Here is a 21479-nt window from a genome sequence, read left to right as displayed (position 1 = left end):
TTTGCCTTTAACCTCCGGGCGATATGATCATGACGAGGTGATAATTCGTGAATGAAATGATCATTCAAACGGAAGGTTTAACGAAAACATACCGCGGCCGCTACGCAGTGGACCACTTAAACCTGGAGATCGCGAAGGGGGACATCTACGGGTTCCTCGGACCTAATGGTGCAGGGAAGACGACGACGATCCGCATGCTGCTGGGCTTAATCCAGCCGACTTCGGGTACGATTCGCATCTTCGGCCGCGAGCTGCACCGCGATAAGCTGGCAATCCTGCGCCGTATCGGCTCGCTGGTCGAATCCCCGTCTTATTACGGACATTTGAGCGCCATCGACAACTTAGAGGCCATCCGCCGCATCTTGCAGGTGCCGAAATCGCGCATCGACGAGGTGCTGGACATCGTCTCGCTGACCAGCGACGCACGCCGGCCGGTGAAGGGCTTCTCCCTCGGGATGAAGCAGCGTCTGGGCATCGCCGCGTCGTTGCTCGGCAACCCCGAACTGCTCATCCTGGACGAACCAACCAACGGGCTGGACCCGTCCGGGATCCACGAGATCCGCGAATTAATTAAGAGCATGCCGAAGCGTTACGGCATCACCGTGCTCGTATCCAGCCACCTGCTCGGGGAGATGGAGTTGATGGCCAGCAAAGTGGGCATTATCCGCGAAGGCCGGATGGTGTTCCAGGATACGATCGACAATTTGCGGCTCCGCGCAGCTCACGATATGGAGCTCGTTGTTTCGGAGCCGGATGAAGCGCTTTGGATTGCCCGTGATCTGGGCGCCATCGGCAAGCTGCAAAGCGGAGTTCTCTCGTTCCCAGGGATGGCTGACGCCCAGGTCGCCCGCCTGGTCAAACAGCTGGTGGAAAACGGACATGCCATTTATCGCGTCGAGCAGAAGAAGAAATCGCTGGAGGACATCTTTATGCAGGTAATCGGGGAGGGGGCCGCGGTATGATGTTACGCTCCCTCTCGGCCGACTTCCTGAAGATCCGGCGCAAAGGCATCTGGTTCCTGATCTTTCTTGCTCCGCTCGGGTTGGTCGCCATGCAGGCGCTCAATTACGGGCTGCGCTTCGACTGGATGATCAAGCAATATGCCGATAACCCGTGGGGAGGCCTGCTGCAGAACATTTCCTTCTTCGTGCCGATGGCCATATATCTGGGATGCACCCTAGTAAGCTCGCTAGTGGCGAACGTCGAGCATCAGCTTAGTTCCTGGAAGCAACTGCTGGCGCTGCCGATCTCACGGACCGCCGTGTATTGTGCTAAATTTCTGTTGTGCTTCCTGCTGCTGTCCGTTTCCTGCGTGCTGCTATCGGTCGCGACCGTAATTCTTGGTATAGCTCTCGGTTTTGAGGCCGGGTCCATCCCTTACGTGGATTTGGCGCGCCTTGGATTTTATCCGTTTTTTGCCGCGTTGCCGCTGCTGGCCCTCCAGCTCTGGCTTTCGCTCACCTATCGGAACCAGTCGTTGCCGGTATCCCTTGGCGTCACGATTTCGATCCTTTCGCCGTTTACATTGAACCTGTCCGAGTGGTTTCCGCTGAACTGGCCGGTGTTCGGGTTCGAAGGCCCGCACCGCGAATGGTTTGTCGCAGCCGGGCTTGCCTGCGGCGCAGGAATCCTGCTGACCGGACTTGTTCATTTCAACCGAAAGGACGTGGATTAATATGAAGACGTTCCTGAACGTCTTGGCCGCAGAACGGCTAAAAATGGCGCGCTCGCGCCTCTGGCTCATCCTGCTGGTCAGCCCGGCCCTGTCTGCCTTGATCGGCGCCTTGGTCAATCTGCCGAAAGGAGCCAATGCGGAAGTCTGGCCGCTCCTGATCAGCGCCATGTCGATGCTGCACGCGCTATTGTTTCTGCCGATCATGTCCGGCTTATTTCCGTCGTTCCTCTGCCGTTACGAGCACACCGGCGGCGGTTGGAAGCAGCTGTTGGTGCTTCCCGTCTCACGGAGCGCCGTTTATCTGGCCAAGTTCACTGTCGTTGCCGTCTTGTTGGCGGCATCCCAGCTGCTCTTTCTAGCCGCGCTGCTGATTGTAGACCAAGTCCAAGGGATCGCTGGCCCCTTGCCATGGGGGATGATCGCAACGAGCCTCATCGGAGGCTGGATTGCCTGTATGCCGCTGGTTGCCTTACAGCTGGGCGTCTCCCTGGTGTGGTCCAGTTTTGCAGCTCCGCTTGCGGTGAACGTATCGCTGACGATTCCGAACCTGCTGATCATCAATTCGGCCAAGATCGGCCCTTTCTATCCTTGGGCACAGCCGCTGCTGGCCATGATGCCGCGCGGACAAGCGAACTACGGTGCCTTTAATCTGCCGTACGAGAGCCTGTTCATCACGGTCCTCGGCATCTTCCTGTTGTTCCTGATCGCCGGCATGCTGTACTTCCGCCGCAAAGCGGTCTAATACAATCGCCCCGCAGCCGTTCTGCCCCTGTAAATGACGAAAGGCCTGTAGATGAGCTGGATGAGCATGTTGCCCATCCTAACCCTCTACAGGCCTTCTTATTTTATGGGGAGGTTATTCATCATTCATTTGGCTTTCAAGCAAGGCAAGTGAAATGCCCGATTATTCTTTGACGCCGCCCAACGCTACGCCGGCAATAATATACCGGGACAGCAAGAAGTAGACGATAAACAGAGGCAACGCCGTCAAAGCCAGACCCATGTAAATTGAACCGAATTCCGTCTTGTAAATATCGCCGCGCAGCAAGCTGACCATAATCGGCATCGTATATTTACTCTTATCTGTCAACAAAATGAGCGGCATAAACAGGTTATTCCAGTTCGCGACAAAGGCAAAAATCGCTTGCGTCGCAATCGCCGGCATCATCAGCGGCAGAATGATCCGGTTAAACGTCTTAAATTCGCCGGAGCCGTCGACACGCGCCGCTTCAACAATCTCAAGCGAGAGAGTACCCAGCAGGTACTGGCGCATGAAGAACACAACCGCTGGAGCCGCGATGGCTGGCAAAATCAAAGGCAACAGGTTGTTGGTCCAATGAATTTTGTACATAAATTGATAGAAACCAATCGAGCTGGCTTGAGCCGGAATCAGCATCACCGCCATAATAAAGGTAAAGAACGGCTGCCGCAACTTCCAGTTATAAGCGACCAGACCATAGGCCGTCAGGGACGAGAAATAAACCGTCAACAAGGTAGCCGATCCCGAGATAATAAACGAGTTTATGAACCCTCGAACCGGATCAAAGCTCTTGTCCAGCAGCACCTTCAGGTTGCTCATCATATGAGTGGATGGAAGCAACGAGAGGCCCGCTTGAATTTCCGCCGTCGAACGCGTAGCGTTCACGAACATGATCCAGAATGGAAGGATACTGAGGAGTGCCAGCAAAATACATACGACATATACAATCGTCCGATTAATTCGGAGGGCGACCGCACTGCCTTCTTTAATTTTTTCCATGGCTTACACCTCCCCTTTCATTGCTGCACGCTCTGCTTTTCTTTGTTCTTTGATCGCTTTATTTAATTTCGCCGCATCCCGGTCACGCATCAGATAGAACAGGATGGCGGACAACACGGCAGCAATAACGAACAGAATCATACTTGCGGCTGCCGCACGGTTATACATATAACTTCCTTTAAACGCTTGCCCGTAGATAAACATCGAGGTGGTCAGCGTTGCGTCGTCCGGTCCGCCTTGAAGGAACAGCTGCGGAATATCGAACATCGTCAGACCGCCGATCATCGACGTAATTAATGTATATAACATGATGGTGCGCAGACTTGGCAGTGTAATCTTGAAGAAGGTCTGCCAGCCGTTGGCTCCGTCAATCGCAGCGGACTCGAAGATCGACGGATTGATCCCCATTACACCTGCAATCAAAATAATCATGGTGTTCCCGTACCACATCCAGAATTGAATGAAGGAAACGATCCCACGTGCGGTCGTCTTATCCTGCAGGAAGAAGATCGGAGCATCGGACCAACCAAGCAGCTGGAACAAGCTGTTCACCGGCCCCATCGGATATGCAAACAGAGAGCTAAAAAGCACTGCAATCGTACTTGCAGTGATAATATTCGGCATATAGAGCAGGATCTTAAACGCGCCCTGGCCTTTAATGTTCAGACGTTTATTCGTAAACCAGGCCGTCAGCAACAGCGCAAGACCTATCTGCGGAATAAAGTTAACGATCCAGAGGATAAACGTATTCGCGAGAGATTTCTTGAAAGAAGCATTTTCTAGAATCAGATCTTTAAAGTTCTGAAACGGATTATCGAGAATTTCCAATGGTTTGGGGATGATCCCCTGTAAATTAGTGAAGCCGATAACGGCGGTATATAGAATCGGATACAGTGAAAAAACCAAAAAAGCCAACACAAATGGCAACGTAAAATAGTAACCGTATCTCGAATAATTGACACCTTTGCGGCGCATGCTTTCACCTCTTTCATGGATATGAAGGGGCGGGTTATACTCCCCGCCCCTTCGCATCTACTGCGTATTCTTATTCGCTGTCGATGCCAAGTTGGTCTTTCACTTGTTGTTTGAAGGTTTTGATCGCATCGTCACGGGATTTGTTACCTGCCGTGTATTCACGAACTTGATCGCGCCACAGTTTGTTGATCGTTTCGTCGTATTGCGTCAAGTTCTTACCGGAAGCATTTTCGTTCGCTGGAACGAAGATGTCAAACATGTTTTGACCGCCCAGCATTGCAACTTCACCGTTCGATTTCGCCATCACCACGGAGGAAGCTACGCTATCCTTCGTACCTGCTTCGCCCTCTTTCATCGTACCGTTTGCCCAATAGTATTGGAGGCCGGTTTCGGAGGTATCCAGCGTTACCCAGTGAATGAAATCAGCAACCGCTTTCTTCTTCGCTTCGTCTTTCGTTACGTCTTTGTTAGCCAAGAGCCAAGTACCGCCCCAGAAGAACCCTGTTGGAGATTCAGTTACAGCCCAATCACCGTTTGTATCTTTAACTTGACCGTTCATGACATAGTTGATCAACCAAGCCGGACCAAAGAACCCGAAGATCGGTTGAGCGCCGGAGCCAGACATGTCAGCATACCAAGCTTCCGTCCAGTCTTGCGTATCGTTGTGGTAACCGTTGTCTTTCAACTTCTTGGAGAGATCCAAGAACTCTTCACGCTTCGGATCGATGTGCAGTTTGCCGTCAACAATCCAGCCTTTGTCCGAGCTGTTTTCGATTGCGTGCCAGATATCACCGTCGCCGGATACGATACCATAGCCTTTCGCTTTCAGCTTCTCAGCTGCTTCGAAAAACTTATTCCAGCCAGGACCTACTTCGTTTTTGATTGCAGCCGGGTCGTCAGTTCCGAATACGTCTTTCGCGATCGAACGACGATAGATGAAAGCGCCGCCAGTTGCTTGGTAGCCAAGGCCTTTCAGCTCGCCGTCTTTACTACCGATATCTACAGAGTATTGAGCGATGCCAGCATCTTTAACCATTTGATCGGTCAAGCCCAGGTCAGCATAGTTCGCTGCATACCCGGAAGCGTCGCCTTGCGTATATTTCAGAACGAACGCTGCTTCAGCAGCATAAATGTCTGGTGCGTCTTTGCCGCCGCCGGCAAGAGCTTGGTCAAGCGCAGGCTGGTAAGCGCCATCGGTTGTAGCGATAACCGTCGTTTTGAACTCTACGTTTGCGTCTGGATGCGTTTCCAAATATTTTGTAGTCATGTTTGGAATTTCATCCGTGAAGCTCCACAGGTTGATGGTTACTTTTTCACCAGTAGAACCCGTACCTGCGGAAGAATTCGTTTCCGTAGGAGTCGTGTTCGAGGACGACTCATTCTTGGAATTGCCTCCGCAAGCCGTGAGGGCTGTCGTCATCACCAGCAAGGCGGAGATCCCGATCAACAGGTGTTTCATACGTTTCATGCGTTTCATGCTTTGCCTCCCCTTTTGTTTACTCTTCTCGGTATTTTGTAACCGCATTCACATTTTAATACATCTTTTTGTTCTCCATAAGTAAGCGCTTATTGGGAAAAGTTCAACTATTTTTGGGTCTTGAGATGGAGGGGCTTTTTCAGACTCACTTCAGGTGACAATTGTCATCTCGATGTCATGACAGTCCTTACTAACGGAGGGGCCGCAGTTCCTTTAAGCTTAAGTTAACCGAGGGAGAAATAACCAAGGCGAAACCCTTTAGAGGAGGCGAAGCTTTCGTGGAACCTATTATTGAAATGAAGGACGTCAGCAAGAGCTTTAAAGATAAAAAAGCGGCAGATCATCTATCTTTCTCCATTTTCAAAGGCACCATCACCGCCATTCTTGGGCCTAACGGAGCCGGGAAGACAACGGCAGTCTCCATGCTGCTCGGCTTGCTGGAGCCAACAACCGGAACGGTCAAGCTGTTCGGGAAGCCGCCCAAAGACCGCTCAGTCCGTGAGCGGACCGGTGCGATGCTGCAAGAGGTCAGCGTGATGGATCGGCTGAAGGTGCGCGAGATACTTGAGCTCATTCGCAGCTACTACCCGAACCCGATGACGATGGACGAATTGGTCCGTTTGACCGGGCTTGGAGATGGCGATCTGAACCGATATGCCGAGAAGCTGTCCGGCGGGCAGAAGCGCAGCCTTAGCTTTGCCCTTGCTTTGGCGGGGAACCCTGAACTGGTCTTCTTTGATGAGCCCACAGTGGGGCTGGACATCACGGCGCGCCGCCGCTTCTGGGACAGCATCCGCAAGTTGGCCGCGCAAGGGAAGACGATCGTCTTCACGACGCATTACCTGCAGGAAGCCGACGATATCGCTGATCGGATCCTGCTGTTTAACCGGGGATCCTTGGTCGCCGACGGCACGCCCGAAGCGATCAAATCGCGTATTGTCAAACGTTCGATTTCCTTCCTTGCCGACGGCGACGGCCCAGAACTGCGGAGCCGGCTGCTGGCGCTCTCCCCTGTCGCGGAATGCTACAACAAAGACGGACGTATCCATGTGACAACGGATGATACAGATGCAGCGTTAGCTGCCTTGTTTACCGCCGGTCTGCCCGTGCATGACGTACAGATCGAGCAGGGACGGCTGGATGAAGCTTTTGAGCAGCTTACAGGAAACCATGAAGAGGAGGCGGTCTAACGATGCGTACCATTACGATGCAATGCAAAGCGGAGATGCTGCGGGTGATCCGCAATCCCTATTATGTATTCTGGTCGCTGCTGATGCCGGTCTTGTTCTACTTTATTTTCACGCGGGTCGTAAATACCGGGGCCGACAATCCGGGCGAATGGCGGGCGCATTACCTGATGTCGATGACGACCTTCAGCGTGATGGGGTCGGCGATCATGACTCTGGGCATCCGGCTGGTGCAGGAGCGCACCCAAGGTTGGGCCACCTTCATGCGAATCACGCCGCTGCCCGGTTCGATCTATTTCTTCGGCAAAATGTTCGGCCAAACCATGATGCATCTGTTTTCCGTTGTGTTTATTTTTATTGCCGGGTATTTGATTAACGGGGTATCGCTGCCTTGGCATTTGTGGATTTACAGCGGATTGTGGATCGTCGCGGCTTCACTTCCTTTTCTCGCGCTGGGTACGCTGGTGGGGCTGATGAAACGCGTGGATACGGCGAGCGGCGTCAGCAACGTTTTGTATCTGCTTCTAGCCGTCTCGGGCGGCATGTGGATGCCATTCGAAGTGCTGCCCAAGGTGATGCAGGCCATCGGCAAATGGCTGCCCTCCTACCAGTTCGGAAGCGGTGCCTGGTCCATCGTTCAGGGGGATGCGCCGAGTTGGCAAAGCGTGCTGATTTTGCTGGGCTACCTCTTTCTGTTTATGGTACTATCCACATATATCCGAAAAAAACAGGAAGCGGTGTAATTTCAAATGCGGTTCGGCAAGTTCGAGTTCGAATGGTTTCCGAAAAAATACGGCTGGTTCCCCTACATCTGGCCGATCTACTTGGTTCTTCCTTTCTTCAACATTCGGGGAGAGCATGGAATCAAGCTGTGGATCGGCTGCGCGATGATCGTCTTGTTTGCCGTGACCTACCGCCAGTTATATTGGGTTACCGGCAAAGTATTTAACCTCTGGCTTGCGCTGCAAATGGCACTCATCCTCGCGCTCTGCATGTTCTATAGCCCGTATAACTTCTATTTGGGCTTCTTCACCTCGAACTTTATCGGTTGGTACACCGATCACAAGAAGTTCCATGTCGCCATTTCCTGCTTTGCTGCGGTGGAGGTGCTGTCGCTCCTGTTCGGCGCCCGGGATCTGGTGGCCGGCGACCTGCCGTTCATGATGCCCTTCCTCGTGATCATGCTGGTGATGCCTTACGGCATCCGTTCGATGGCGAGACGGCAGCAATTGGAGCAGGAGCTCGACCGGGCGAACGAGCAGATTAAGGAGCTGATCAAGCGGGAGGAACGCATGCGAATCGCCCGCGATTTGCACGATACGCTTGGGCATACCTTATCCCTGATCACGCTCAAAAGCCAGCTCGTCGAGAAGCTCGCCGCCAAAGACGCCGAACGGGCCCAAGCCGAGGCGCGGGAGATCCAGCGCACCTCCCGGGCCGCGCTGCGGCAAGTGCGGGAGCTCGTCTCCGACATGCGGGCGATCACCGTCGCTGAGGCGCTGGCGGAAGCCGGCGAGATCCTGCGTGCGGCCGACATCGCCTTTGACGTAGAAGGCGATCCGCGGCTGACCGGCGTTTCGGACTTGACGCAGAACATCGTCAGCCTCTGCATTAAAGAGGCGGTGACGAACATCGTCAAGCATAGCCGGGCCACGCGCTGCGCCGTCACGATCGAGACCGCACCGGCGGAGGTGCGGCTGCAGATCGAGGACAACGGGATCGGGTTGTCCTCGCGGAAAGTGGGCAGCGACGGGGTGTCCTCGCTGCCGGGCAACAGCGCCGCGGGCAACGGCCTGAAGGGCATGGCCGAGCGGTTGTCGCTGATCGACGGCACATTAACCGTCGGAGCGGGGAGCCTGGAAGGCTCGGACGGTTCCGAGGCCGGCTCCGGCCGGGGCACTCGGCTGCAGATCACCATCCCGCTGATCGTGAAAGAAGCTGCCAAAGAAGGTGAAACCGCATGATTCGCATCGTCATTGCCGAGGATCAACGTATGCTGCGGGGAGCGCTGGCCTCCCTGCTCGATCTGGAGGACGACCTCGAGGTTGTCGGTCAGGCAGGGGATGGCGCGGAGGCGCTGGCGCTCATCGAGAAGCTGCGCCCCGATGTCTGCCTAATGGACATCGAGATGCCGCTGATGAGCGGACTGGAGGTGGCCGAGCGGCTGCAGGCCCAGGGATCGCCGTGCCGCGTTATCATCCTGACGACGTTCGCGCGGCCGGGCTACTTCGAGCGGGCGGTGAAAACCGGTGTCCAAGGCTACCTGCTCAAGGATGAATCCAGCGATCGGCTGGCGGAAGCGATCCGGCGGGTGATGGCCGGCCACCGCGAGGCTTCGCCGGAGCTGGTCTTCGGCAGTCTCCGCCGGGACAATCCCTTGACCGCCCGCGAGCAGGAGATTCTGAGGCTGGCCGCCAAAGGCTGCATCGCTAGCGAGATTGCGGCTTCCCTGCACTTGTCCTACGGCACCGTCCGCAATTATATTTCCGAAATTTTGAACAAGCTGGAGGTCAAAAGCCGCATCGAAGCGGTCCGCCTCGCCGAAGAGAACGGTTGGATTTAAGCACACACGTAAGACGTGCAAAAGGACGCCGAGGTCGGCGTCCTTTTGAGTTATTTTCGGGATGCAATCTATTCGATTTTTCGCATACATCCACGCGTTTGACGATCAAAAATCCGAATTGTATTCGATTTTTCATATAGATTCTTGGAGTTTGGGGTGGGATCGGCAAAATCTGTATGAAATTTCATATACAATCCTTTGAAATTGCCGAAATCCCCAAAATATACTTGATTTTTCGCATACATTTAGGACGGCAAAGTGACATCCCCTGACTTCCCCCGTGATTCCTTCCCCAACTTTAACTCCCGGTCGGGCCGCTCCAATCATGCACCATGCTGCCCTCCAGGAACTTCTCGCAGTCCATGGCCGCCATGCAGCCGGACCCCGCCGCGGTGATCGCTTGGCGGTAACGCGTATCCTGTACGTCGCCGCAAGCAAATATCCCTGGCACGTTCGTCTCCGTGGTTCCCGGCTTCACAACGATATAGTCGTGTTCGTCGGTCTCCACTGCGCCGCCGAGAAACTTCGTGTTTGGCGTATGACCAATCGCCACGAACACCCCGTCGGCCTCCAGCAGTTCCTCCTGACCATCGGCATTGTTCCGCACCTTCAGGCCCTTCACTTTGACGCCGCCCTCATCCGTCACCACTTCCAACGGTGTACGGTTCAGTGCCCAGCGGATTTTCTCGTTGGCTTTGGCGCGATCCTGCATGATTTTGGAGGCGCGCAGCTCCTCCCGCCGATGCACGATCGTTACCTCGGTCGCGAATCGCGTCAGGAAGTTCGCCTCCTCCATAGCGGAGTCACCGCCTCCGACGACGAGGAGTTTTTTGCCGCGGAAAAAGAACCCGTCGCAGGTCGCGCAGGTACTAACCCCTCGGCCCACGTTCTCTTGCTCGCCTGGGATACCCAGATATTTCGCCGATGCCCCGGTCGATATAATCACCGATTCGGACTCTAGCACCTGACCGCCTTCCAGCGTCACTTGAAACGGCCGCTTGGAGAAATCCACCTTCTCCGCCCAGCCGCTCCGAAATTCTGCACCAAACCGTTCCGCTTGCTTGCGCATGTTATCCATCAGCTCAGGGCCCATAATTCCTTCCGGAAAGCCAGGAAAATTTTCCACTTCCGTCGTCGTGGTCAACTGGCCGCCCGGCTCCAATCCCTCGATCACCACCGGGCTCAGATTCGCCCGCGCCAAATAAATCGCCGCCGTTAATCCGGCCGGCCCCGTTCCAATCACCAATACTTTGTGCATACGCTCGTACCTCCTTGGTTCCTAGGAAATAGCTCGACCCGTCGATTCCTATGTAAATGGAATACTCCATCAAATTTTCCCCAAGTTGGACCTGCTTTACCCATCAAACTATTGGACCGAAGGAAAAATCTCCGCGAGCTTCTCCTTCACGCCGCATACTTCATCCACCCGTTGAACATAACGGCGTGCCGTAGAGGCGGAAATATTGTATTTCTGCGCCACCTGCTCGTAAGTGACGGATTGTCCGTGCATTTTGGCCGTCAAGTATTCAAGTGCCGCGGCCCAGCCCTCCAAATGGGAGACCGTTGGCGTATCCGGATATAACCGGGTGAGAAAATCCGCCCACAACGTCTCCATATCATGCTGCTGCTGAAGATCAAAGCTCCGCTTCATCCGCTCCAGAGCCAAATCCACAACCGCTTGCCACTCGCTCCGCCATACCGGCAGCTGCGTGGTCACCCGGCTTGGATCGACCAGCGTTGTCGTCGCACCGGAACGAACCGGCAGCGGCTGGTTCACGCCGAGATTGCGGAGCACGAACAAAGCCATTTCCTTCAAATACGCATCTTCCTCCGGCTCCAGCAAGAAGGCTTGCAGCGCCTCCTCAACCTCCCGGTCAGCAATCAGGCCCATCGCCTGAATGACTTGAAGCTTGGTTTTGTTGTCCCCGTGGCGCAGCGCCCAGAAGAATGAGGAACGAATCAGCGGGTTCTCTTTCATCTCGGCCGGGATTCCTTCTTCTGAAGCCTCCCACCGCTTCATTTGCTCCTCGAACGGAAGCAGGTACTGATAATTGACAGGAACCGGTTCCGCCTCGGGATGCTCACGCTCCTGGGACAGAATATTCAAATAATAGCCCGGCACGCTCGATTTCGGATCCAGCCTTTTCGCCGTATTCCATAGCTGCTCGGCTTCAGCCTTCCGTCCCGTATGGTAGGCAGCCACCGCAGCATAGTGATACAGGCTGGCATCCAAGTTCGTCTCATTCCCGCGCATCAGCCGCATAAAATGGCCAAAGGCCGCTTCGTGCCGCCCCAAGATGCCCATGGTTGTCGCCAGCTTGAACACGTGCTCTTGGTGGAAAGGAACGATATTTTCCAATCGGCCGGCCAACTCTTCCAGCGCCTCGCGGTTTCCAGCATGCTGATAAAAAATCGCCAGATTACATAAGGCGTGCAAATTTCCGGGATCCTTCACCAGCACCTCTTCCACGGTTTCCACCGCCTTGTGGAACAATCCCAGGTAGTAATACCCTAATGCGAGATTGTTACGGGCCGCCAGGAAATCGGGAAGGCTCTGCACCAGCTCCTCCAGCATTTTGACGGCTTGAGCGAACTTACCTTCTTCTAGCAACGCACGCGCCTGATCGTGCTCATAGACGCCATGCCGCGATTTGATGCTCTTTAATTTCGTTGGGCGGTCCAGCTCGTATTGCAGCAGGTCGATCATCTCCTCGGCCTCGCTCAGGAACTGCCCCTGTTCATCCTCCTCCAAATAGCGGATGAGCGCTTCTTCGGCCGCTTCAAACATATCCATATTGGCGTAATTGTTCGCCATATAGAAATAACATTCCGTCATGGACGGGTCGATCTCCTCCAGCACGGTCTGGAGCACCTCATTGGATGCCGCATAGTCCCCCATCTCCGATAGAATACCGGCCATATTGCAGTGGTTCACCGGGTTGTTCGGCTCGTATTCTACGGCTTTGCGGAAATATTTTAATGCCTTGTCGTAGCGATAACGGTCCAACGAAGAAACGGCTCTCTCGAAGAAAAATCCCGCATCCATCGAGATCGGCAGCACTTTCCCCCGCTGGGTTTTAGCCGGTCGCTTTCTTTCCTTCAAGCAAGGCACCTCCTTTGATTTCATTCTTCCAAGTCTACTTTCCGTACGTTTCAGGTAAACTCTCCATTCCACAGTATAACATAGGAGAAGCTGTCCTCCCACGGGGAATCCGAGCGGAAAATAACGGATGCGCCGCTACTGGAAGGAAATCCACTCTCCGCAGGCGAATAATTGAGATATTTGCAGAGAAAGGAGCTATTTCCATTATGGAGTTTGTTTGGGAAAACACGGTTGTTGCCTTATTGATATTCGCACTGGTGATTTACATCCTCTGGTCCATTTTTTTCAGAAAAAAACGGCACTAAAGTTGAAAAGAACGCATGCACACAAGCGGTAAAAAAAGGAGTCTTCCGAACGATGGACACGAATCAACCCCTATTTACGACGATCGACGAATATATCGCCCAATTCCCGCCAGAGATTCAGGACAGATTGCAGCAAATCCGTAAGCTGGTTCAGGAGGTTGCGCCTAACGCAATCGAGCGGATCAGCTATCAAATGCCGACCTTTGAAACCGATGGCAGAATCCTGGTGCATTTCGCAGCGTTTAAGAAACATATCGGTTTTTACCCAACCCCCAACGGTACTAAGGAATTTGCGGAGGAACTGTCCCATTACAAAGGCGGGAAAGGGTCAGTACAGTTTCCCTTGGACCAGCCGCTGCCGTTGGATCTGATTCGCCGCATCGTTCTCTTCCGCGCGGCGGAAAACCGCCTGGCCGCCGAAGCCAAAGCTGCTAAGAAGCGTAGGAACCAATAACTCGTGAACAAAAAAGCCGCTTCTTCAGCGGCTTGGCTTTTTACTTGAATGATGTTGGACTTCTAAATGCCTCGATCTTTGAACAAAGCGGCAATCGAACCGCCCTCTAGAATAAACTGCGTCGCCCGAGCCAACATCGGCGCTACAGAGAGCACCTGCACATGGGGCGAATGCAGCTCCGGCTGCGCGATCGAATCGGTGACGACCACTTGCCGGATATTGGGATGCTTCAGCTTCTCCAGGGCATTGTCCGAGAAGAGCCCGTGCGTTGCGCACACATAGGCGTCCTCCGCGCCCCGTTCCTTTAACCCTTCGACAACGTTTACAATGGTGGAGCCAGTGTCGATCAAATCCTCGATGATAATCGGCGTATGCCCGGCCACGTCGCCGATCACATGCGTGATCACCGACTGGTTGTGCGCGGGACGCTTCTTAATCATGATGGCAAACGGCGAGTCCAGTCCGTTGGCCAGCTTCTCCGCCATCGAGGCCCGTCCCGCATCCGGCGAGACGATCACGGGATTCGGAATCTGCTGGGCCCGCAGGTAATCGGTCATCAAGTCTAACGCGGTCAGATGATCGACCGGAATGTTGAAGAAGCCCTGAATCGCCGGCGCGTGCAAATCGATCGTCACGACCCGACTCGCCCCAGCCGTCGTCAGCACATCAGCGAGCAGCTTAGCCGAAATCGGTTCCCGCGGCGCGGATTTACGCTCCTGCCGGGCGTAGCCGTAATAAGGCATGATGACGTTCACCGTGCGGGCGGAAGCCCGCTTGGCCGCATCGATCATCACCAGGAGCTCGACGAACATCTCATTAATCGGATGGGATAGCGACTGTACGAGAAATACGTCATAATTACGGATACTTTCCTCATAATGCACATAAATTTCTCCGCTTTTGAAGCGCGACAATTTCACCTTCCCGGGTTCGATCCCGAGTCGACTGCAGATATCCGATACCAGCTTCGGATTGGACGAACCGGAAAACATGCGCATTTTGGCTTCCATAACATCCTCCCGAATCCTTATTTATGACATTTAAGACTTGGACATCCCTACACTATTATCGTACATGGATTCGATCGGGGCGTCCAGCAATTTCCAGCCATGGCTTTGGGGCTCTTACTTATCTGCTTCCAAAGGAATCATCGTCCGCCGACGTCCCTTGAACGTCGCCAACTCCCGCACTCCCAGTTTATACAGCAGCGTTCGCGCTTGATCCAAATGTTCGCTCAGCTTCTGGGGATCATGGGCATCCGACCCCACCGTCAGCGGGATCCCCATCTCGATGGCCGCCTGCAAGATCCGCTCGCTAGGGAACATCTCCGCACAAGGCTTCGACAGTCCCGAGGCATTAAGCTCGATCGCGATCCCGGCTTCTTTCACGGCAGCCAAGGCCCGCCGCTCCAGCTCAATCGTCTCTTGCTCCAGCTCCGGCCCGGGCTTGTACCCAAACCGCTTAATGACGTCGAGGTGGCCAAGGAAATCGTAAAACCCGGTTTGCGCCGCTTTGGTCACGGCATCATAGTATTGCGCATATACCGCGAACACATCCTTGCCTTCCCAGTTGTGGACCTGGCGGAAATCCGATACATCCCATTCCCCGAGAAAATGCACCGAACCGATCACATAATCCCACGGATATGCTGTGATGATGCGTTCGATTTGCTCCTCCCAGCCTTCGATATAATCGCCTTCCAGGCCGACGCGTACATCGATCTGCCCGCGGTATTTTTCCTTCAGGCGAAAAGCCTCCTCCACGTACCGCGGCAGCTCCTCCATCGGCATTGCCATTTCCGGATAATAGGCAGCCGGATCCACATGCAGCAGCGGCATATGGTCAGAGACGCCCAGCTGGGACAACCCGATCTCGATCCCTCGGCGGATGTAATCCTCCAGTGCGCCAACGGCATGACCACAGCGTTCATGATGGGTATGGTAGTCGATCAGCATCTTTTCACCCCTCCGCTTTAGTCACGCCGCGGCCGCTCATGACGCCGCTCCAGCTCCTGCATAATTTCATCCAGCGGCAAATTGCGCTCACGCAGCAACACCAGCAGATGGTAGATCAGGTCGCTGACTTCGTAACGCAGCTCATCGTTATCGCCGTTTTTGGCTGCGATAATTGACTCGGCGGTTTCTTCGCCGACCTTTTTGAGGATTTTATCGAGACCTTTTTCAAACAAATACGTGGTGTACGCCCCTTCGGGACGCTCGGTATAACGCTCCGCAATCAACTGCTCCAGCTCAGCCAGCACCTTGAACCGTTCATCGGCACCGCTCCCCGATCCCGTAGAGGCAGCAGCAGCCGTGCGATAGAAGCACGTAGGCTCTCCCGTGTGGCAAGCCGGCCCGTTCGCAATGACCTCAACGAGCAGCGTATCGCCGTCACAATCATACTTCAAGGCCGTGATCTGCTGCGTGTTGCCGGAGGTCGCCCCTTTATTCCACAGCTCCGCGCGCGACCGGCTCCAGAACCACGTCTGGCCGGTTTCCACCGATTTGCGCAGCGACTCGCGGTTCATGTAGGCCAGCATTAGCACTTCCTTGCTGCGCGCATCCTGGACAATGGCCGGCACAAGACCGGCTGCATCCCACTTCACCGTCTGCTCCAACGCTTCGATCGGAAGCGAGAGTTGCAGGGTCTGTTGATTTTCTGCGGTCATCGTATCTCCACCCCTTTGGCTTTTAACTCCTGTTTCAAATCCGGTATGGCAATTTCTTTATAGTGAAAAATCGTCGCCGCCAACGCCGCATCCGCATATCCTTCGGTAAATACCTCGTAAAAATCTTCCGTCTTCCCCGCCCCGCCCGAGGCGATGACCGGAATGCCTACCGCCCGGCTGACCGCGCTGGTCAGCGGCAGATCAAACCCGTCCTTGGTGCCGTCGGCGTCCATGCTCGTCAGCAGAATTTCCCCGGCGCCCCGTTTCTCGGCTTCCCGTACCCACTCCAGCGCACGGATGCCCGTCGGTTTGCGTCCTCCGTGGGTGTACACTTCCCATTCGCCCCACTCGGCGTTATATTTGGCATCTACAGCCACAACGATGCATTGGGAGCCAAAACGGCGTGCCCCGTCCGAGATCAGCTCTGGATTAACGACCGCCGCCGTATTGATGCCGATCTTATCGGCCCCGGCCCGGAGAAGGCGCTTCATATCCTCCACCTGGGAGATCCCGCCGCCCACCGTAAACGGGATGGCGATTTCGCCGGCCGTTTGCTTCACCACCTCGATCATGGTTGCCCGGCCTTCATGCGATGCGGAAATGTCCAGAAAGACGAGCTCATCCGCCCCCTCGCGATCATACAACGCGGCCAGCTCCACCGGATCACCGGCATCGCGCAGTTTCACAAAATTCACGCCTTTGACGACCCGCCCGTCCTTCACGTCCAGACAGGGAATAATTCGCTTTGCGAGCATGCTGGTTCGACTTCCTTTCCGTAATTCGTCTATTCGTTGATTTCGAGATCAACGATTCAAAGCTCCAATCGCCTCGATCGCCTGAGCCAAATCAATATTCCCCGTGTACAGCGCCTTGCCAACGATAGCTCCGCCGATGCCTTGATCTCTGTGGGCAGCGAGGCGCAGCAAATCGTCCTGCACCGTGACGCCGCCGGAGGCAATTACCGTCTTGCCGGACGCCTGGGCCAGAGACAAAATCGCCTCAACGTTAGGCCCTTGCATCATCCCGTCACGGGAGATATCGGTGAAGATAAACGTCTCCGCCCCTTTGGCCGCGAGTTCCTTCGCTAACACTTCCGCCTGAACCTCGGAGGTTTCCAGCCAACCGCGCGTCGCGACGAAGCCGTTTCGGGCATCGATGCCGATCGCGACTTTATCGCCGTAGGTGCCCAGCACCGCCTCAGTGAACGCCCGGTCCTCAATCGCCGCCGTACCTAGAATGACCCGGCTCACGCCAAGCGACAACAGCCGCTTAACGTCATCCAGCGTGCGCAGGCCGCCGCCAACCTGGACCGGCACCTGTACGGTGCGAGCGATCTCTCCGATCAGCTCATCATTGACCGGATGCCCCGCCTTCGCGCCGTCTAAATCGACCAAATGGATAAACGACCCGCCTTGGGCTTCCCAAGAACGGGCCACCTCAACCGGGTTCGCGTTATACACCGTTTCACGATCATAATCGCCTTGGACCAGCCGCACACACTTTCCGCCGCGAATGTCGATAGCCGGATAAATAATAAAAGATGACATGATGTTCCTACCTCCCGCCGTTCATGGTTAAAGACTACGTTAAATGAATGTTTGAATGCTCCGCACTGCCCCGTTATATTCCGTAATGGTGCGTAATGCTCCGTGTCAAAGCTACATATCCCGTTTCAAAATAGCGGTAATTTATGGCGTTATTTCAACGCAATCATGCCACTCAGTGAAAATAACGGTATTTCAAGGCGCTATTTCAGCCAAAACCCCAGCACTCGAGCGATTTGCTCCATAATAACGCCACTTTTTACCGCTAATCCTCCGCTAAGCCTGTCTACCTGCAAAAATAAGGCCATAAATTACCGCTACCCTCGAATGGCTCCATGCGAAGCCGCGTTCGCCGCTGGCAGTTGCGTCGGGGGGCGCTTCGTGTGCAACCAGTACGCCATTCGCCCCCAACCATCAAACGCTCCAAGCACACCGGACGCTTCATCGCATCTAGCTGGCGCTTACCTGCATCATGCGCGTCGATCTCGCAGCTTTATCCCTGCCGCTCCACCAGCGCCAGGAAATTGCGCAGCAACGCCATCCCGAGCTCGCCGCTCTTTTCGGGATGGAATTGCATCCCGAAGACGTTGCCGCGGCCGACGATGGCGGTCACCGGATGGCCGTAGTCGGTCACGGCCAGCACATCCCCCGGCTGCTCCGCCAACACGTGATAAGAGTGGACGAAGTACACATGTCCCTCTTCCAGCCCGGCGAGCAGCGGGTTCTCCGGCTGCAGGAACGACAGCCGGTTCCAGCCCATATGCGGCACCTTGTACCCGTCGGTGCCCGCAAACCGCACCGCTCGGCCCGGCAGCAAGCCCAGCCCCTCGTTCCGCCCATGCTCTTCGCTCTCGCCGAAGAGCAGCTGCATCCCGAGGCAGATGCCGAGCAGCGGTGTGCCTCCAGCGGCCGCCTGCCGTACCACGGCGTCCAGGCCTGACGCGCGCAGATGCTTCATCGCGTCGCCAAAAGCCCCGACGCCCGGCAGCAGTACGCCGTCCGCCGCCAGAATCTGCGCCTCGTCCCCGGTAATTGTACCTACGTAGCCGAGGCGCTCCACCGCCTTGCTCACGCTGTGCAGGTTGCCCATCCCGTAATCGACGATGGCAATCTTCATCGGCTACAGCACTCCCTTCGTCGACGGCACCCCGCTGACGCGCGGGTCAATGCTCGTCGCCTCGTCAAGCGCCCGTCCGAGCGCTTTGAACACCGCCTCGATCATGTGATGCGTGTTCTGGCCATAGTGCACGATCACGTGTAGCGTAATCCGCGCCTCCAGCGCCAGCTTCCACAGAAACTCATGGACAAGCTGAACGTCAAAGCTGCCCACCCGGTCCGAAGGATACTCCGCCCGGTATTCGAAATGCGGACGGTTGCTGACGTCAATCACCACTTGCGCCAACGCCTCGTCCATCGGAATAAACACGCTGGAATAACGTTTGATCCCTTTTTTATCGCCTAGCGCCTCCCGGATCACCTGACCAAGACAGATACCGATATCCTCCACCGTGTGATGGTCGTCGATTTCGATATCGCCGCGCGCCTGAACCGAGAGATCAAAATGTCCGTGCTTCGTGAACAAATCCAGCATGTGGTTCAAAAAAGGCACGTCCGTCTCCAACTGCGCGTTCCCGCTCCCATCCACCGCAAAGGTCAGTTGAATGTCCGTTTCGTTCGTTGTGCGGCTGATGCTCGCTTGGCGTGGCACCGCTCCCCCGTTATTGTTGCCTGCCATCTTCGTTCCCCGCCTTTCCTTCTTGCTGCAGCCGGATTTCGATCGCCCGGGCATGGCCTTCCAGCCCTTCCCGCCGCGCCAGCTCCATAATGGTTGCTCCGTTCTCCAGCAGCGCTTCCTTGCTATAGTAAATCAGACTTGATTTCTTAATAAAATCGTCCACATCCACCGGTGACGAGAATCTCGCCGTGCCGTTGGTCGGAATGATATGGTTCGGACCGGCAAAATAATCCCCCACCGGCTCCGAGCTGTACGGTCCGAGGAAAATCGCCCCGGCATTTTCCACCTGCCCCAGATAGCTCATCGGATTGTCCACGATCAGCTCAAAATGCTCCGGCGCCAGCTGATTAATCACGTCGATCCCGGCTTCCACCGTATCGACGAGAATGATCGCGCCGTAGCGCTCGATCGAAGCTCCGGCGATCGCCTTGCGCGGCAGCGCGGCCAGCTGCCGCTCCATCTCGGCCTGGCACGCCTTCGCAAACGCCTCCGACGGCGTCACGAGGATCGCCGACGCCATCTCGTCGTGTTCGGCCTGGGACAGCAGATCCGCCGCCACATAGGCGGGATCGGCGCTGTCATCGGCCAGCACGGCGATTTCACTAGGACCGGCGATACTGTCGATATCGACGACACCGTATACTTCGCGTTTAGCCAGCGCGACGTAAATGTTCCCCGGCCCGCAGATCTTATCAACGGGCCGGATCGCGTCCGTGCCATAAGCGAGCGCCGCAATCGCTTGGGCCCCGCCGACCCGATAGATCTCGTGTACGCCGGCTTCCGCTGCGGCCACGAGGATGTACGGGTCGATCCCGGCTTTGCCGCCCGTCGCCGGCGGCGTCACCATCACGATCTCCGGCACGCCGGCCACCTGTGCGGGAATCACGTTCATGAGCACGGAAGACGGGTAGGCCGCCTTCCCGCCGGGAACGTACACGCCGACCCGCTTTAACGGTCGGATGATTTGTCCCAGCAAGCTCCCGTCCGGCTGCAAATCCATCCAGGAGTTGCGCTTCTGCCGGGCGTGGAACGCCCGGATGTTCTCGGCCGCCCCCCGGATCGCCGTCACGAACGTCGGCTCCACGGCCGCATACGCCGCTTCCAGCTCCTCCTTCGTCACGCGCAGCCCGGACGCCTCCAACTTCATGCCGTCAAACTGCTCCGTGTACCGGAGCAAGGCCGCGTCCCCTTCCGCTTTCACCGCTTGGACGATCGCTTTCACCGCTTCGTTTTGCTCCGGTGAGCCGTATTCCGCTTCCCGCCGCAAATCAAAATCCTGTGCCGATATTAGTTTCATCATCCGGCATCCCCCTGCTTTCTTCATCCTTATAAGTTCTCGTATCTGCCTTAACCTGCCTCAATCTCAAGCCTGCGAGACTTCATCCCGTTGAATCACCTTGCTCAGCGCATCACACACGGCCTGAATTTCAGCGTTTTTCATCCGATAGCTGACACGGTTCGCAACTAAACGGCTGGTGATGTCAAAGATCTTCTCCAACTCAACCAATCCGTTCTCCTTCAGCGTCTGCCCGGTCTCCACCATATCGACGATCCGGTCGGCAAGGCCGATGAGCGGCGCCAGCTCAATCGAGCCGTTCAGCTTAATGACCTCAACCTGCTGCCCGTGCTCGCGGAAGAACTGCGACGCTACGTTCGGATACTTCGTTGCGACCCGCTGTTGAATCCCCGGCTTCCAATCCGGCAGCGCAATAACTGACATGCGGCAACGAGCGATGCCCAGGTCAAGCAGCTCGTAGACGTCTCGATTTTCCTCCATCAGTACGTCTTTGCCAACGATCCCGATATCAGCTACCCCGTATTCCACGTAAGTCGGCACGTCTACCGGCTTCGCGAGAATGAACTCCATGCCGATGTCCGGAAGCGGAATGACCAGCTTGCGCGTTTCATCCACATCGTCTGGGATCTCGATTCCCGCCTCGCGGAACAAGGCGGAAGCTTTTTTATAAATACGCCCCTTGGGCATAGCGACTTTAATAATTTGTTTCAATGGATTGTGCCCTCCTTTTCAGGCAG

At 55.5% G+C, this 21479-nt stretch carries 22 protein-coding genes; 8 read left to right on the top strand and 14 right to left on the bottom strand.

What is annotated here, in order from left to right:
* Positions 1 to 47 precede the first annotated feature (47 nt).
* Genes U9M73_RS18775 through U9M73_RS18765 form a run of 3 tightly spaced genes read left to right on the top strand, consistent with a single transcriptional unit; the run spans position 48 to position 2417 of the window.
* A complete protein-coding gene (locus U9M73_RS18775; RefSeq protein ID WP_260071477.1) occupies positions 48 to 962 on the top strand; it encodes an ABC transporter ATP-binding protein in 915 nt (304 codons plus the stop codon).
* A complete protein-coding gene (locus tag U9M73_RS18770; RefSeq protein WP_009225003.1) occupies positions 959 to 1675 on the top strand; it encodes an ABC transporter permease in 717 nt (238 codons plus the stop codon). The genes U9M73_RS18775 and U9M73_RS18770 overlap by 4 nt, the downstream gene beginning before the upstream one ends.
* A gap of 1 nt (position 1676) precedes the next feature.
* Positions 1677 to 2417: an ABC transporter permease gene (locus U9M73_RS18765; protein ID WP_260071479.1), complete on the top strand. Its 741-nt coding sequence runs from the start codon at positions 1677 to 1679 to the stop codon at positions 2415 to 2417.
* A 162-nt stretch (positions 2418 to 2579) separates the two neighbouring features.
* On the opposite strand, the gene U9M73_RS18760 is transcribed toward U9M73_RS18765, so the two are convergent.
* The 3 genes from U9M73_RS18760 to U9M73_RS18750 all read right to left on the bottom strand — a co-directional run bounded on the left by U9M73_RS18760 (position 2580) and on the right by U9M73_RS18750 (position 5886).
* Positions 2580 to 3434, bottom strand: coding sequence for a carbohydrate ABC transporter permease (locus U9M73_RS18760; RefSeq protein WP_009225005.1), 855 nt, complete (start codon positions 3432 to 3434; stop codon positions 2580 to 2582).
* Between the two features lie 3 nt (positions 3435 to 3437).
* Complete coding sequence (locus U9M73_RS18755) at positions 3438 to 4409, bottom strand: carbohydrate ABC transporter permease (protein WP_009225006.1); 972 nt, start codon at positions 4407 to 4409, stop codon at positions 3438 to 3440.
* Between the two features lie 70 nt (positions 4410 to 4479).
* Positions 4480 to 5886, bottom strand: coding sequence for an ABC transporter substrate-binding protein (locus U9M73_RS18750; protein WP_323078519.1), 1407 nt, complete (start codon positions 5884 to 5886; stop codon positions 4480 to 4482).
* A 278-nt stretch (positions 5887 to 6164) separates the two neighbouring features.
* Between U9M73_RS18750 and U9M73_RS18745 the strand changes: the two genes are divergently transcribed.
* Genes U9M73_RS18745 through U9M73_RS18730 form a run of 4 tightly spaced genes read left to right on the top strand, consistent with a single transcriptional unit; the run spans position 6165 to position 9636 of the window.
* A complete protein-coding gene (locus tag U9M73_RS18745; RefSeq protein WP_323078517.1) occupies positions 6165 to 7076 on the top strand; it encodes an ABC transporter ATP-binding protein in 912 nt (303 codons plus the stop codon).
* Between the two features lie 2 nt (positions 7077 to 7078).
* A complete protein-coding gene (locus tag U9M73_RS18740; protein WP_323078516.1) occupies positions 7079 to 7816 on the top strand; it encodes an ABC transporter permease in 738 nt (245 codons plus the stop codon).
* A 6-nt stretch (positions 7817 to 7822) separates the two neighbouring features.
* Positions 7823 to 9037, top strand: coding sequence for a sensor histidine kinase (locus U9M73_RS18735; protein WP_009225010.1), 1215 nt, complete (start codon positions 7823 to 7825; stop codon positions 9035 to 9037).
* Complete coding sequence (locus tag U9M73_RS18730) at positions 9034 to 9636, top strand: response regulator transcription factor (protein WP_323078513.1); 603 nt, start codon at positions 9034 to 9036, stop codon at positions 9634 to 9636. The genes U9M73_RS18735 and U9M73_RS18730 overlap by 4 nt, the downstream gene beginning before the upstream one ends.
* Before the next feature lie 298 nt (positions 9637 to 9934).
* Here the strand turns inward: U9M73_RS18730 and trxB are convergent, their stop codons facing one another.
* A complete protein-coding gene (trxB, locus tag U9M73_RS18725; RefSeq protein WP_323078510.1) occupies positions 9935 to 10894 on the bottom strand; it encodes a thioredoxin-disulfide reductase in 960 nt (319 codons plus the stop codon).
* Between the two features lie 108 nt (positions 10895 to 11002).
* On the bottom strand, positions 11003 to 12739 hold the full coding sequence (locus U9M73_RS18720) for a tetratricopeptide repeat protein (protein ID WP_009225013.1): 1737 nt from the start codon (positions 12737 to 12739) through the stop codon (positions 11003 to 11005).
* Positions 12740 to 13096: 357 nt separating this feature from the next.
* Here U9M73_RS18720 and U9M73_RS18715 point away from each other — a divergent pair, with 357 nt between their 5' ends.
* Entirely contained in the window at positions 13097 to 13498 is a 402-nt protein-coding gene (locus U9M73_RS18715; RefSeq protein WP_260071482.1) for an iron chaperone, read from the top strand.
* 62 nt (positions 13499 to 13560) lie between these two features.
* On the opposite strand, the gene U9M73_RS18710 is transcribed toward U9M73_RS18715, so the two are convergent.
* The 9 genes from U9M73_RS18710 to hisG form a co-directional block, all read right to left on the bottom strand.
* Positions 13561 to 14508: a ribose-phosphate diphosphokinase gene (locus tag U9M73_RS18710; protein ID WP_009225015.1), complete on the bottom strand. Its 948-nt coding sequence runs from the start codon at positions 14506 to 14508 to the stop codon at positions 13561 to 13563.
* Positions 14509 to 14622: 114 nt separating this feature from the next.
* A complete protein-coding gene (hisJ, locus tag U9M73_RS18705; RefSeq protein ID WP_323078506.1) occupies positions 14623 to 15453 on the bottom strand; it encodes a histidinol-phosphatase HisJ in 831 nt (276 codons plus the stop codon).
* A 17-nt stretch (positions 15454 to 15470) separates the two neighbouring features.
* The gene (gene hisIE, locus U9M73_RS18700) at positions 15471 to 16166 is read right to left on the bottom strand and encodes a bifunctional phosphoribosyl-AMP cyclohydrolase/phosphoribosyl-ATP diphosphatase HisIE (protein WP_009225017.1); all 696 of its coding nucleotides are present in this window, start codon (positions 16164 to 16166) and stop codon (positions 15471 to 15473) included.
* On the bottom strand, positions 16163 to 16921 hold the full coding sequence (gene hisF / locus U9M73_RS18695; protein WP_260071485.1) for an imidazole glycerol phosphate synthase subunit HisF: 759 nt from the start codon (positions 16919 to 16921) through the stop codon (positions 16163 to 16165). Before hisF ends, hisIE begins: the two co-directional genes overlap by 4 nt.
* 48 nt (positions 16922 to 16969) lie before the next feature.
* The gene (gene hisA / locus U9M73_RS18690; RefSeq protein ID WP_260071486.1) at positions 16970 to 17713 is read right to left on the bottom strand and encodes a 1-(5-phosphoribosyl)-5-[(5-phosphoribosylamino)methylideneamino]imidazole-4-carboxamide isomerase; all 744 of its coding nucleotides are present in this window, start codon (positions 17711 to 17713) and stop codon (positions 16970 to 16972) included.
* A 490-nt stretch (positions 17714 to 18203) separates the two neighbouring features.
* Positions 18204 to 18827 (bottom strand): imidazole glycerol phosphate synthase subunit HisH, encoded by a 624-nt coding sequence (hisH, locus tag U9M73_RS18685; protein ID WP_260071487.1) that lies wholly within the window; start codon positions 18825 to 18827, stop codon positions 18204 to 18206.
* Positions 18828 to 18830: 3 nt separating this feature from the next.
* Positions 18831 to 19445 (bottom strand): imidazoleglycerol-phosphate dehydratase HisB, encoded by a 615-nt coding sequence (gene hisB / locus U9M73_RS18680; RefSeq protein ID WP_323078502.1) that lies wholly within the window; start codon positions 19443 to 19445, stop codon positions 18831 to 18833.
* Entirely contained in the window at positions 19429 to 20742 is a 1314-nt protein-coding gene (gene hisD / locus U9M73_RS18675) for a histidinol dehydrogenase (RefSeq protein ID WP_323079165.1), read from the bottom strand. Before hisD ends, hisB begins: the two co-directional genes overlap by 17 nt.
* Before the next feature lie 66 nt (positions 20743 to 20808).
* The gene (gene hisG / locus U9M73_RS18670) at positions 20809 to 21429 is read right to left on the bottom strand and encodes an ATP phosphoribosyltransferase (protein ID WP_397376636.1); all 621 of its coding nucleotides are present in this window, start codon (positions 21427 to 21429) and stop codon (positions 20809 to 20811) included.
* Positions 21430 to 21479 lie beyond the last annotated feature (50 nt).

It is taken from the genome of Paenibacillus phoenicis, assembly GCF_034718895.1.
Taxonomy (GTDB): domain Bacteria; phylum Bacillota; class Bacilli; order Paenibacillales; family Paenibacillaceae; genus Fontibacillus; species Fontibacillus phoenicis.
This window is presented reverse-complemented; position numbering and strand designations above follow the sequence as displayed.

Excerpts from the sequence above, each read along its gene's own strand:
- U9M73_RS18750 (WP_323078519.1), bottom strand. The coding sequence starts at position 5,886 with ATGAAACGCATGAAACGTATGAAACACCTGTTGATCGGGATCTCCGCC.
- U9M73_RS18730 (WP_323078513.1), top strand. The coding sequence starts at position 9,034 with ATGATTCGCATCGTCATTGCCGAGGATCAACGTATGCTGCGGGGAGCG.
- trxB (WP_323078510.1), bottom strand. The coding sequence starts at position 10,894 with ATGCACAAAGTATTGGTGATTGGAACGGGGCCGGCCGGATTAACGGCG.
- hisF (WP_260071485.1), bottom strand. The coding sequence starts at position 16,921 with ATGCTCGCAAAGCGAATTATTCCCTGTCTGGACGTGAAGGACGGGCGG.
- hisB (WP_323078502.1), bottom strand. The coding sequence starts at position 19,445 with ATGGCAGGCAACAATAACGGGGGAGCGGTGCCACGCCAAGCGAGCATC.
- U9M73_RS18735 (WP_009225010.1), top strand. The coding sequence starts at position 7,823 with ATGCGGTTCGGCAAGTTCGAGTTCGAATGGTTTCCGAAAAAATACGGC.
- U9M73_RS18755 (WP_009225006.1), bottom strand. The coding sequence starts at position 4,409 with ATGCGCCGCAAAGGTGTCAATTATTCGAGATACGGTTACTATTTTACG.
- hisJ (WP_323078506.1), bottom strand. The coding sequence starts at position 15,453 with ATGCTGATCGACTACCATACCCATCATGAACGCTGTGGTCATGCCGTT.
- U9M73_RS18715 (WP_260071482.1), top strand. The coding sequence starts at position 13,097 with ATGGACACGAATCAACCCCTATTTACGACGATCGACGAATATATCGCC.
- U9M73_RS18770 (WP_009225003.1), top strand. The coding sequence starts at position 959 with ATGATGTTACGCTCCCTCTCGGCCGACTTCCTGAAGATCCGGCGCAAA.
- hisD (WP_323079165.1), bottom strand. The coding sequence starts at position 20,742 with ATGAAACTAATATCGGCACAGGATTTTGATTTGCGGCGGGAAGCGGAA.
- U9M73_RS18740 (WP_323078516.1), top strand. The coding sequence starts at position 7,079 with ATGCGTACCATTACGATGCAATGCAAAGCGGAGATGCTGCGGGTGATC.
- U9M73_RS18760 (WP_009225005.1), bottom strand. The coding sequence starts at position 3,434 with ATGGAAAAAATTAAAGAAGGCAGTGCGGTCGCCCTCCGAATTAATCGG.
- hisG (WP_397376636.1), bottom strand. The coding sequence starts at position 21,429 with ATGCCCAAGGGGCGTATTTATAAAAAAGCTTCCGCCTTGTTCCGCGAG.
- U9M73_RS18765 (WP_260071479.1), top strand. The coding sequence starts at position 1,677 with ATGAAGACGTTCCTGAACGTCTTGGCCGCAGAACGGCTAAAAATGGCG.
- hisIE (WP_009225017.1), bottom strand. The coding sequence starts at position 16,166 with ATGACCGCAGAAAATCAACAGACCCTGCAACTCTCGCTTCCGATCGAA.
- U9M73_RS18710 (WP_009225015.1), bottom strand. The coding sequence starts at position 14,508 with ATGGAAGCCAAAATGCGCATGTTTTCCGGTTCGTCCAATCCGAAGCTG.
- hisA (WP_260071486.1), bottom strand. The coding sequence starts at position 17,713 with ATGTCATCTTTTATTATTTATCCGGCTATCGACATTCGCGGCGGAAAG.
- hisH (WP_260071487.1), bottom strand. The coding sequence starts at position 18,827 with ATGAAGATTGCCATCGTCGATTACGGGATGGGCAACCTGCACAGCGTG.